10 protein-coding genes are annotated in these 12549 nt (G+C 41.1%); 7 read left to right on the top strand and 3 right to left on the bottom strand.

What is annotated here, in order from left to right:
* Positions 1 to 242 precede the first annotated feature (242 nt).
* From IEV36_RS04075 to IEV36_RS04090, 4 genes are all read left to right on the top strand, one after another.
* A complete protein-coding gene (locus IEV36_RS04075; RefSeq protein ID WP_005259584.1) occupies positions 243 to 1514 on the top strand; it encodes a sensor histidine kinase in 1272 nt (423 codons plus the stop codon).
* Between the two features lie 72 nt (positions 1515 to 1586).
* Entirely contained in the window at positions 1587 to 4334 is a 2748-nt protein-coding gene (gene glnE / locus IEV36_RS04080; RefSeq protein ID WP_005259581.1) for a bifunctional [glutamate--ammonia ligase]-adenylyl-L-tyrosine phosphorylase/[glutamate--ammonia-ligase] adenylyltransferase, read from the top strand.
* A 30-nt stretch (positions 4335 to 4364) separates the two neighbouring features.
* Positions 4365 to 5291, top strand: a complete 927-nt coding sequence (locus IEV36_RS04085) for a branched-chain amino acid transaminase (RefSeq protein ID WP_004775537.1) — start codon at positions 4365 to 4367, stop codon at positions 5289 to 5291.
* A 173-nt stretch (positions 5292 to 5464) separates the two neighbouring features.
* Positions 5465 to 6220 (top strand): hypothetical protein, encoded by a 756-nt coding sequence (locus tag IEV36_RS04090; RefSeq protein ID WP_005259579.1) that lies wholly within the window; start codon positions 5465 to 5467, stop codon positions 6218 to 6220.
* An 89-nt stretch (positions 6221 to 6309) separates the two neighbouring features.
* Here IEV36_RS04090 and IEV36_RS04095 read toward each other — a convergent pair whose 3' ends face one another.
* From IEV36_RS04095 to IEV36_RS04105, 3 genes are read right to left on the bottom strand one after another with little or no spacing between them, the layout of a single operon-like run.
* Complete coding sequence (locus IEV36_RS04095) at positions 6310 to 7335, bottom strand: NAD-dependent epimerase (RefSeq protein WP_005259577.1); 1026 nt, start codon at positions 7333 to 7335, stop codon at positions 6310 to 6312.
* Positions 7332 to 8501 carry a nucleotide sugar dehydrogenase gene (locus IEV36_RS04100; RefSeq protein WP_004775531.1) on the bottom strand — a complete coding sequence of 390 codons (1170 nt, stop codon included), beginning with the start codon at positions 8499 to 8501 and terminating at the stop codon, positions 7332 to 7334. Before IEV36_RS04100 ends, IEV36_RS04095 begins: the two co-directional genes overlap by 4 nt.
* 35 nt (positions 8502 to 8536) lie before the next feature.
* Complete coding sequence (locus IEV36_RS04105) at positions 8537 to 9421, bottom strand: ATP-grasp fold amidoligase family protein (RefSeq protein ID WP_005259575.1); 885 nt, start codon at positions 9419 to 9421, stop codon at positions 8537 to 8539.
* 376 nt (positions 9422 to 9797) lie between these two features.
* On the opposite strand from IEV36_RS04105, the gene IEV36_RS04110 reads away from it, so the two are divergent.
* The 3 genes from IEV36_RS04110 (at position 9798) to IEV36_RS04120 (ending at position 12545) form a co-directional block, all read left to right on the top strand.
* The gene (locus IEV36_RS04110) at positions 9798 to 10796 is read left to right on the top strand and encodes a stealth family protein (protein WP_005259573.1); all 999 of its coding nucleotides are present in this window, start codon (positions 9798 to 9800) and stop codon (positions 10794 to 10796) included.
* A gap of 3 nt (positions 10797 to 10799) precedes the next feature.
* Positions 10800 to 11558 (top strand): glycosyltransferase family 25 protein, encoded by a 759-nt coding sequence (locus IEV36_RS04115; RefSeq protein WP_004775525.1) that lies wholly within the window; start codon positions 10800 to 10802, stop codon positions 11556 to 11558.
* Positions 11559 to 11633: 75 nt separating this feature from the next.
* The gene (locus tag IEV36_RS04120; RefSeq protein ID WP_005259571.1) at positions 11634 to 12545 is read left to right on the top strand and encodes a glycosyltransferase family 32 protein; all 912 of its coding nucleotides are present in this window, start codon (positions 11634 to 11636) and stop codon (positions 12543 to 12545) included.
* The last annotated feature ends 4 nt before the right edge of the window (positions 12546 to 12549 follow it).

Here is a 12549-nt window from a genome sequence, read left to right on the forward strand (position 1 = left end):
TAGCACAATGATGGATTTCGAAAATACTTGAAGTTGCATATTGACTTAAGCAAATGATTTTAAAGCATTGCAGAGTTGGAACTACTCCAAGTTAAAATTTAATGAAATTTCACGTTTTGTTGCGAATTGATTGAATCAACAATTGCCTTTTCTGTTAAAGTTTGTTAATACTAAGTGATAGTTTTCACATTTTTTCTATAAAACGTAAAGAACCGTATAACGATAATATTCGAGAGGCGGGAATGGCGATTCAATTATTAGAACTACAGCAAGCCGAAAAGTTAAGTGCTTGTAAAATCTCTCTTTCTTTGGGGCTAAACTCAGAGCAGAACCTGCTTGAGCAATTTTTACAGTTTAACCGTAAATTGATGCAAGCCAGTACGGCATTACTCGCTTTTCATCAGGAACCTTACCTTTGGCATCGTTGTCCTGAAAAGTTACAAGCGATTGATACTTCCAAGATTACCAAAAGCTTAAATACCCTATTTGTAAATGGTGATCTGGTCGACTGTGACCATCCGCAATATCAAACCCTGTTGGCATTTTTACATCCGATCAAAAAGAAAGTCCAGTCGGCAATTGCCTTACACCTCAGGCATCCAGACCAAACCTCACTCGGTTATATCATCTTGTTTGATGAAGCTGCACAAGGCTTTAGCGAATTACAAAAACAACTGCTGCAAGAGCATAGTGTCAATTTCATGCAACAGCTGGAATTGAAGTTTAACCATGATGAACTTAAAGAATTATACGAACAAGAAGCCGCACTGAATTTTAGTAAAACCAAATTCTTTTCCATTATTTCCCATGACTTACGTGCACCATTTCATGGCTTGTTAGGCTTTTCGGAAATACTCGCGAAAGAGCGTGATACCTTGGATGAGTCAAGTATTCAGAATATTGCTGATTATCTCTACGATACCTCGCAGTCCACTTATAACTTATTAGAAAGCTTACTGAATTGGGCGATGGCAGAGGGAGGTCGTTTTGTCTATCATCCCATTAACTTTAAGTTACGTCAGATCACCAATATTGTGACCGATATCCTGAAAACTTTGGCGATTAAAAAGAATATTCAACTGATTAACGAAGTCGATGAAAACCTGAAAGTCTATGCCGATATGAATATGATTACTTCGGTGATTCAGAATCTGGTCTCCAATGCCTTGAAATTTACCGATGTCGATGGTTCTGGCAAAGTTTATATTCAGGCGCAACATAAGGGCACCTATGTCGAAATCTATGTCAAAGACACAGGCTTAGGTATGACCCAAGAACAAATTAAAGATTTGTTTCAGCCACGCATTACCATGAGCTATAAAGGTACCGCAGGAGAAAAGGGTGCTGGACTCGGTTTAAGTTTATGCAAGCGCTTTGTGGAAATGAATCTGGGTGAAATCAATGTGACTTCCAATGAAGGGGAAGGCACAGTATTTACAGTGCTGCTTCCGATAGAACGTGAGCAGGTTGATTTATGTACAAGTCAGGCAAAAACCAAAGCAAAATTAGTCTAAAGAGATTTTAAAGATAAGCTTGTAACTGATATAACTAACCAAGATGAGATGACATCAGTCGAGCCTTTTTATATGAATGCGGAACAGCTACAAAAAACCTTGGTCGCAAGCCAATACGCTGAACAAGTTTTAAATTTATACCAAGCAGAACTAGAACAAGACTATAACCAAGATCAATTCCTTGATGCATTGTCGACTGAAACCATCTATCAAAAAGTTCAGCAGGCTGTGGCTGAATGCAGTAATGAACAAGCATGGATGAAGGCTTTACGTGTTTTACGTGCCAAGTTGATGTTTCGCTGGATTTGGCAAGATGCCAATCAATTAACCAATGTGGTCACACTGACGCGAGAACTATCTGATTTTGCTGATGCCAGTATTTGTGCCGCCAAAGATTTTGCATTACCACCTTTACTCGCCAAGCATGGCGAACCGATCGGTTATTCAGGCCAGTTGCAGGATCTGATTGTCATTGGCATGGGTAAGCTGGGCGCTCAAGAACTGAATCTGTCTAGTGATATCGATTTGATATTTGCCTTTGATGAACAGGGTGAAACCAATGGGCGTAAATGTATTGATGTACAGCAGTTCTGCATTTTGTGGGGACAGAAATTAATTTACCTATTGGATCACATCACTGCCGATGGTTTTGTATTCCGTGTCGATATGCGCTTGCGTCCGTGGGGCGATGGCTCGGCTTTGGCAATTAGCCATAGTGGTTTGGAAAAATATCTGAGCCAGCATGGGCGTGAATGGGAACGCTATGCATGGATTAAGGCACGCGTGATTACGGGCGGCAAAGCGGGTGCAGAGTTACTGGACATGTCGCGGCCATTCGTATTTCGCCGTTATGTTGATTATTCCGCTTTCGCAGCTATGCGTGAAATGAAGGCGATGATTGAGCGTGAAGTCATGCGCCGTAATATCGAAGAGGATATTAAGCTTGGTGCAGGCGGGATTCGTGAAATCGAATTTATTGTGCAGGTGTTCCAGCTCATCTACGGTGGATCGAAGCGTGAACTGCAAGATCGTCAATGTCTGGTCAATTTGCATCATTTAGGTGAAGCGGAGTTGCTGGATCAGCAAGCGGTGATTGATCTGGAAGATGCTTATCTATTTTTAAGACGGGTGGAGCATGCAATTCAGGCCTTGAATGATCAGCAGACCCAATCTTTGCCAACGGAACCTGAACTGAGACAACGGATGCTGGATACATTAGGCTTTTCAGATTGGCCTGCATTCCTAGAGGTATTGAATAAGAAGCGTGACAAGGTCAAAGTCCAGTTTAAGCAATTGATTCAAGAAAAAGAATTTTCTGAACCTGTGGATGATTTCGTTCAGCTTGAGCAAAAACTCAATGCGGTACTTGATGACAATGCCAAGAACCTGATTCAAAATTTCTGGCATGGACAAGCCTTACGTAAAATTCCTGCCAGTGCCTTAGAGCGCTTAAAGAAATTTTGGCCACATTTGATTGAAGCGATTTTACAGTCTGATCAGCCGCAAGTGGCTTTATTACGTTTAATGCCTTTAGTCGAATCTGTATTACGCCGTACCGTGTATCTGGTGATGCTGATGGAAAGCCGTGGTGCGTTACAACGACTGGTAAAAATGTCGACTGTCAGCCCGTGGATTTGTGAAGAACTGGCACAGTATCCCGTACTTTTAGATGAATTCCTGTCCATGGATTTTGGTCTGCCGCAGCGTCAGGATCTGGAAGATTCTCTGCGTCAGCAATTACTGCGGATTGAGATTGACCAAGTCGAAGATCAGATGCGGGTATTGCGCTTATTTAAAAAGAGCAATGTATTGACGGTCGCTGCCAGTGATGTGTTGGCCGAAAGTCCTTTAATGAAAGTGTCGGATGCACTTACCGATATTGCCGAAGTCAGCGTACAGGCAACCTTACGCTTGGCCTATGAAGCTGTCGCTGCGCGGCATGGTTATCCTTTGGGCAATGATGGGCAACGTTGTAGTCTGGATCGTAAAGGCTTTGCTGTGATTGCGTATGGGAAATTAGGTGGTATTGAGCTGGGTTATGGCTCAGATCTGGATCTGGTATTTATTCATGCGCTTGAAGAGCAAAGTGAAACGGATGGTCGCAAAGGTATTAGTGGGGCAGAGTTTGCCATTCGGGTGGCACAGAAGTTTATGTCGCTGATGACCACGCAAACTCTTGATGGACGTGTCTATGAAATTGATACGCGCCTGCGACCTTCGGGTGAAGCAGGCATGCTGGTCACCAGTTTAAAAGCCTATGAACAGTATCAACAGAAAAACGCATGGTTATGGGAACATCAGGCTTTAGTCCGTGCCCGCTCAATTGCGGGTGATCAAAGTTTATGCCAGCAATTTGAGCAGATTCGCTGCCAGATCCTGACGCAAGTTCGTGATGAAAATGAAGTGCGTGAAGAAGTGTTAAAAATGCGTCAAAAGATGAAAGATCATTTGGGATCATCTTCTGAGCAAAAAAAACATGGTATTTTTCATTTAAAACAGGACTCAGGTGGTATCGTTGATATCGAATTTATGGCACAGTATGCTGTACTTGCATGGAGTGGGACGAATACAGATCTCGCCCATTTTTCCGATAATGTAAGAATTCTAGAAGATGCTGCTAAAGCAGGCTGCTTATCCAGTGAAGATGCCACAGCATTAATACACGCTTATCTCCGTGAACGAGCTGAGAGCCACCGTTTAGCACTTGCAAACCAATCTATGCAAGTTAATGCTGCGGATTGGCACGATACCCGCGAGATCGTTTGCAAGTTATGGCAAAGATTAATTGATCCAACTGCGATAGCATTGGAAAGTGAATAATTGTGTAAAAAAGAAAATGGAGTATGTGCGATGAGTTTGGCTGATCGTGATGGTTTTATTTGGCAAGATGGAAAATTGGTTGATTGGCGTGATGCAAAAATTCACGTCCTGACTCACACATTACACTACAGTATGGGTGTCTTCGAAGGCGTCAGAGCTTATGAAACACCGAATGGTACCGCAATCTTCCGTTTGCAAGATCACACTAAGCGCTTATTAAATTCAGCAAAAATTTATCAAATGAATGTTCCATTTGATCAAGCGACATTAGAACAAGCACAAATTGATGTTGTGCGTGAAAATAAACTGGCTTCTTGCTACTTACGTCCATTGATCTGGATTGGTTCTGAAAAGCTTGGCATTGCAGCGACAGAAAACACCATTCATGCAGCAGTTGCGGCATGGGGTTGGGGCGCATATTTAGGTGAAGAGGCAATGGCACGTGGTATTCGTGTAAAAACCTCTTCATTTACGCACCATCATCCTAACGTGACCATGTGTAAAGCAAAAGCATGTGGTAACTATACGGTATCGATTCTGGCGCATCAGGAAGTTGCTCGCTCAGGTTATGACGAAGCAATGTTGCTTGACCCACAAGGCTTTGTTTGCCAAGGTGCGGGCGAGAACGTATTCCTGATCAAAGATGGTGTGTTACATACACCTGATCTGGCTGGTGGTGCACTTGAAGGGATTACCCGTCAAACAGTTATTACCATTGCCAAAGATTTGGGTTATGAAGTAGTTGAGCGTCGTATCACGCGTGATGAATTCTACATTGCAGATGAAGCATTCTTTACAGGTACAGCGGCTGAAGTCACACCAATTCGTGAATACGATGACCGTGAAATCGGTTGTGGTTCACGTGGCCCGATTACCACTGAAATCCAGAAGACTTTCTTTGATGCGGTTCAAGGCCGTAATGAGAAATATGCACACTGGTTAACTTATATCAAATAAGTTCAAATCAGCGCAAAGGCGGAGCTTAGGCTTCGCTTTTTTATTGACGAATTAATAGTAAAAAAAAGCCTAGGCTCTATGCTAAGATGGCAATATATTCAGTGCATATGTCTGAACGTTTTTAAGTTTTATCTAAAGCGGGACAGCATATCTCAAGCAATTAAGGTTATCAGATGGTAGATATTCAACAAGATTCGGCAACTCCTGAAGACAATGTCATTTTGTGTATGAAATGGGGAACCAAATATGGTGCCGAGTACGTTAACCGTCTCTATAACATGGTCAAACGTCATCTGACTTTGCCATTTAAAATGGTATGTTTGACTGACCGTACTGATGGGATTGATCCTAATATTCAATGTTTTCCGATTCCATCACTGGATCTGCCTGCAGGTAGCCCTGAACGGGGCTGGAACAAGCTTTCGACCTTTGAACCTGATTTATATGGTTTAAAAGGCAATGCGTTGTTTATCGATCTGGACGTGGTGATTGTCGATAATATTGATTGCTTCTTTCAGGCCGAAGGTGAGTTTCTGGTGATTCATGACTGGAAACGTCCATGGCGAATTACCGGCAATAGTTCAGTGTATCGTTTTAAACTGGGTGCTTTCCCTGACGTTCTGCCATATTTCCGCGAGAACTTTAATGAAATTCGCGAGAAGTTCCGTAACGAGCAGGAATACCTGTCTTGGTTTATGCACAAAGAAGGCAAGCTCAGCTATTGGGATAAAGACTGGTGTAAGAGTTATAAATACCATTGTTTAAGAAAAGTTCCTTTTGCTTACTTCCAGCCACCCGTTAAGCCTAAAGGTGCAAAAATTATTATTTTCCATGGCGAGATCAATCCACCTGATGCGATCAGTGGTGGAGGCGGTAAATGGTATCGTTATGTCTTGCCATCGGATTGGATCAAAGAATCTTGGCAGTAAGCTAAATAGGTGTCATTGCTAAAATTAGTGATGATAGCAATAAAAAAATCAGGCGCTTTGCCTGATTTTTTTGCATTTAGGGTGCTTACTTAAATGTTGTGATACTGACGATACCAATCCACAAAGTTTTTCACGCCGTCCACAACCGAGGTTGCGGGCTTATAATTAACATAGTCTTCCAGTGCCGAACTATCCGCAAAGGTATCTGGGACATCACCAGGCTGAAGCGGAAGCAAGTCTAAAATTGCTTCTTTACCAGCAGCTTTTTCAATCGCCTGAATATATTCAATCAACTTCACTGTGCGATTGTTGCCAATGTTGAAAATTCTAAATGGCGCATTGCTGGTTGCAGGGTTTGGATGATTGCTGTCCCAGTTTTCATCAGGTGTCGCAATTTTGTCGCTGGTACGGATAATCCCTTCCACAATATCGTCGATATAGGTGAAATCACGGGTATGGTTGCCATGATTAAACACTGGAATAGGTTTACCTTCAAAAATATGCTTGGTGAACTTAAAGAGTGCCATATCTGGACGTGTCCATGGCCCGTATACGGTAAAGAAACGTAGACCTGTCGTTGGAAGTTTAAATAAATGGCTGTAGCTATGCGCCATCAATTCATTGGCACGTTTGGTTGCAGCATAGAATTGTAGAGGGTGGTCAACACCATGCTGCTCGCTAAATGGCATAGTGGTATTGGCCCCATACACGCTACTGGTGCTTGCATAGGTCAGGTGAGGTGTTTCTGCGTAGCGACATGCTTCCAAGATATTGGTAAAGGCAATCAGGTTGCTTTCCACATAGCTATGCGGATTCTCAAGCGAGTAACGCACGCCTGCCTGTGCGGCTAAATGGATAACACGATCAAAAGCATGTTCTTTAAAACACTGGTCAACCACTGCTTTATTGGCCAGGTTTTCTCTGATCAGTGTGAAGCTACCGGTATCACTCTTTTCAGCCACTTGTTGTAATTGTTTGACACGAGCTTCTTTAAGGCTTGGATCATAATAATCATTAAAATTATCAAAACCGACTATATCATCACCACGTTCAAGCAGTTTCTGTGCAACACTAAAGCCGATGAATCCAGCAGCGCCTGTGACTAGAACTTTCATTCATCGCCTCCAAAAATATCTCGTGTATAAACTTTATCTTGTACATCTAGCAATTCATTGGAGAGGCGATTGGCAATAATCACATCACATGATTGCTTAAATTCATTTAGATCCTGCGTAACTTTCGATTTAAAGAAGCTATCTTCGTGAAAAGTTGGCTCGTAAATGATGATTTCAATACCTTTGGCTTTCAGACGTTTCATCACGCCTTGAATTGCTGAGGCGCGGTAATTGTCAGAACCGCTTTTCATTACCAGACGATAAATACCGACGGTACTTGGATTCCTTGCGATAATTGAATCGGCAATAAAATCTTTACGGGTACGGTTGGCATCGACAATTGCTTTAATCAGGTTACTTGGAACATTGTTATAGTTTGCGAGCAACTGCTTGGTGTCTTTTGGCAGGCAATAGCCGCCATAGCCAAACGATGGATTGTTATAATGACTGCCAATACGTGGGTCAAGACAAACCCCGTCAATCACTTGCTTGGTGTCTAAACCGAAACTTTGCGCGTAGGTGTCCAGTTCATTGAAGAAAGCAACACGCATGGCCAGATAGGTATTGGCGAACAGCTTAATCGCTTCAGCTTCGGTTGAATGAGTCAAAAGTACAGGAATATCCTGTTTGATTGCACCCTCTACCAGTAAGTCTGCAAATTGCTGGGCACGTTCAGATTGCTCTCCAACAATGATGCGGGATGGGTAGAGGTTATCGTGCAGTGCTTTGCCTTCACGTAAAAATTCAGGCGAAAAAATAATATTTTCAGTCTGGTATTTGTTTTTAACGTGCTCGGTAAAACCCACAGGAACGGTTGATTTAACAATCATGGTCGCGGCAGGATTAATCGCGAGCACATCCTGAATCACACTTTCAACACTTTGTGTATTGAAGTAATTGGTCTGTGGATCGTAATCAGTGGGGGTTGCAATAATAATAAAATCAGCATTTTGAAAAGCGTGTTGCTTGTCGGTTGTTGCTGTAAAATTTAAGTTTTTTTCTTTTAAAAATAGCGAAATATCATGATCTTGAATCGGTGATACTTTATTGTTTAGTAGTTCTACCTTGCTTTCTAAGATATCAAGTGCAATGGTCTCATGGTGTTGTGCAAATAGCATCGCATTTGACAACCCCACATATCCAGTTCCAGCAATAGCTATTTTCATAAGTACCTAACAGATTCGAAATACATGATGGACGGTTAATAGGATAGCCAGAGTGAACCGAGTTTTAAATCCCATTCTACTGGTGTGATCACCATTCGTCCTGCATTTGGGGTGAGCGTAATTTCACTGAAGTAAACGTGATCCTGAGATAATAAGAAATCTACTCGACTATAACCATACGCAAAACAGAGTTTTTCTGACAATTCGATAATATTTTTCAATTGTGGTGGCTTGGCTAAAGCATCGGGTGAGTTATCTTTCAGGTCGACACGAAATGGCTGTAAGTTCCATTCAGTATCATACATGTTTGAATAGTCATTACCTTGGGTATCTTGTACATCAATTTCCAGATATTCTGGACGCCCTTCAAAACAGTGAACACGACAGGTGGTAATGACTGACTGGGTTGCTGGATCGACATATAAATCAACATATTGTTCAATCAGAATTTTGGGGCAAATGTCTTTGTAGTGCCATTCACGTTTTCTGAAATACATGTTCTTTTTCAAGTGATCTTTGATTTTCGCCTTGACCGTGGTGACATCAAGTTTGCTTTTATCACGGCAAATCTTGGCACTACCACTGTCATGGGTACATTTCAGAACAAACTGGTTGGGTAGTTGCTCAAAATCGATTTCATCAGCACAGCCATAGACGCCAACCAGAGGAACCAAATAGTCATTTCCGACTTTTGCTGAAATTAAATCTCTGACGGCACATTTATCTGCCAGTTTAGTCAATAACGGACTTCTTTCGTAGATCATGCGCGCCGTGACTTTTTCATTAAAGCTTTTGGGCGCGCCAAAGTCGGGTGTATAGCCCAACTTACACATAAAACGTTTGGTGAGATACTTTTTATCTGAGACAAATTTAGTTCTAATTACTTTTGCTTGATATTCAAAATAGTCATAGTTAATCATTTTAAAAAAAGGTTTAATCCCATAAAAGTAGTCGATAATTATAGTAAAAATGCTTAAATTCGTCTAATTAAAATGTAATATATTTTTTTACTAACTGATTCCAAAAGGTTTGATTTTGTTAAAGATTGTGATTTTTAAGCTGATGTTTATGTACAGGAAAAATACGATAAGAAGATAGACGGCATGCTTCATCTAAGACAGTAAAATACTGAATAAATATAATATATTGATTTATAAGAAATGATTGACTTGTTCGCTCTGGAAGCTATTACGAAAAGAGGCTGACGGTAAATAGATCAGTGGTGTTATCATAGGTCATTAGATTAAACATCTTTAGCCGTATTTTCGGGCTTTCTAATTGTTTAAGAGTGAATTGATGAGTGAAATGATGCAACTGGTTGATGTGGTGATTGCCTGGGTAGATGGTAATGATCCAAAGTTAAAGCAAAAACGCCTCCAGTATCAGGGTAAAAAACAAGCTTCTGATGCAGTGAGCGATACCCGCTTTGCCAGTAACCATGAAATTTATTATAACGTTGCATCGATTTTAAAGTACGTTCCATTTTGCCGTCATATTTACATTGTGACGGATGCTCAGCAACCACAATGGATTGATGACTTCGTAACAGATGGCATTTGTGAGGCAGGCAAGATTCGTATTGTTGACCATCGTGAAATTTTTGCTGGTTATGAACAATATCTTCCGACCTTTAATACCCGTTCCATTGAAACCATGTTATGGAATATTCAGGGCTTATCGGATTACTTTTTCTATTTAAATGATGACTTTTTCTTTAATGCGCCTGCGCAACTAGAAGATATTGTTATCGATCAGAAAATGGTGATTTACGGACATTGGCAAAGTAGTTTTGTGCTTAAGGCCAAGCTCTGGTATCGCCAATTATTAAACCAGTATTTTGCCAAGCCGATTCAACCCAAACATATGATTGCGCAAATGTTAGGGGCCGATAGACTTGGATTTAAAAAGTTTTTTGAAATTCACCATTATCCACATGCAGTAGATCGTAAAATTCTGCAAGACTATTTGCTTGCTCATCCTGAGTTTCTGGAAAAACAGATTCAGTATAAATTCCGCAGTGTAGAGCAAATTAACCCGATTTCATTGATGAATCACTTAAAAATTAAGTCTAATGAGGCCGTGTTAAAACCTGATCTTGAAATTGCTTATTTGAAAAATGAAGGCAGTTTAAACAGTTTCTTGCAAAGCTTGGGCAATGAACAGATTAAATATGGTTGTATGCAAAGTCTGGATCAGTTGAGTGATACAGCAGCCCAGCAGATTTATCATGCTTTAAATCAGAAATTGGCGGGCTACTTACCACACGTTTTATTGGCTCAAACAGCCGAAGGATAAATAATGAAAGTCGTAACTTATCTGATTAATCTGGATGGTAGTGATCAACGTCTGGCGAGTGCAACAGCACAGTTACAGCAACAAGATTGGCCATTTATTCGTTTTTCTGCCTACGATGGTCGTGGCAAAGCGCTCTCTGAGTTTAAACAATACGATGATGCTGAGGCGCAACGGATTTTGGGCCGTAGCTTGATCAACTCAGAGCTGGGTTGCTATTTGAGCCATTATGGTTGTGTTGAAAAATTTCTCGAAACAGACGCCGATTATCTGGTGGTTTTGGAGGATGATATACATGTTCTACCGAATTTTAAGAGTAATCTGCAATCACTTCTCAATTATCTAGATCAGCATAAAGCGCTGGACTGGTATGTCGTGAATCTGGCAGCGAAAAAGAAGAAACTTGCCAAGGATATTGTTCAGATGGAGCATTATAACTTGTGGCATGCCTACTATTTCCCGATCCGTGGTGTGGGACTGGTCTGGTCAAGAAAAGGCGCTGAGGAGTTTGTCAGACTCGGGAAAGAGATTCATGTCCCTGTCGATATTTTCTTTCAGGGCTGGCTCAGTAAAAACGGAAAAGGACTCGGAGTCTGGCAGCCGTTCGTGAAACCTGCTGGTCTGGACAGTGATATTCTGGGCACGGTTGCAACACAGGGAATTCAGCGTAAAGATCTGGAAAAACGTGATGCCTCTCATGGCCTAAAAAAACAGAAACGTATGTGGCGTGATCGTTTTTACGCATTCAAGCATCTTTACTTTTAATTAACATTGTCGAGGCAAATCACTTCAGTGCAAAGATGAACTGAAGTGATTTAAAAATATGGCTGAGTGACCTGTATGAAAATATTTAAAAAAATATTCTATCTCTTGAAGTTCTATACGATGTATTCGAATAAAAAGAGAGGGGTGAATGAAGCCATAGACAATGAAGCTGATCTGATTGTGCTTAATCCAACAAGTGTTGATGCGATCATCCCAAAGAAAATCTGGATGTATTGGGAAGGGCCACTGGCTGGATTTGTGGAAAAATGTGTTGAACAGGTTAAAAAGACCAATCCTGATTATGAGGTTCATTTTCTCACACCAGATACCGTGAAAAGCTTTTGTGATATTGATTTTGGTCGCTTTCCTAAGGCAACGCCGCAACAAAAGGCCGATTTACTCCGTTTTGAATTGATTTATCAATATGGTGGTATTTGGTTAGATGCCAGTACGATTGTATATGAGTCTTTAGACTGGATTCAGGATCTGGTTAAAAAGACCCAGACCAATAGTTTTGCTTATTATCGTGCCAAGAACACGACCATCAAAACTTCTCCTGTTTTAGAAAACTGGTTGTTGGCAAGTGCTGCAAAAAATCCATTTTTTAAGTACTGGTTTGATGAACTGGTTACGGCGATTGAATTAACGCCCAAAGCTTATCTGCAAAAACTCAAAGAAACAGAGCCTGATTATCAGGACTTGATTCAGCATATTGGCCGGCTGGAATATCTGGTCGCGTATGTGGCTTGTCAGAAAGTGATGCGTAATCATTTACCAAGTATGTGCTTAATTAACTGCGATAAGAATGCGCTGTATTTTCAGGTCAAGCACCAATGGGTCAAAGAAAAAGTACTTATTGATATGGCAATTCACTATCCACCAACTGAAATGCCAAAACTGATCAAGCTTGCAGGTAAGGAAAGAAAAACCCTCAGTCATTATTATGAAAAAGGGATGTATCTGGAAGGTTCATTACTCGATATCTAAAACA

Source organism: Acinetobacter vivianii (assembly GCF_014635885.1).
Lineage (GTDB): Bacteria > Pseudomonadota > Gammaproteobacteria > Pseudomonadales > Moraxellaceae > Acinetobacter > Acinetobacter vivianii.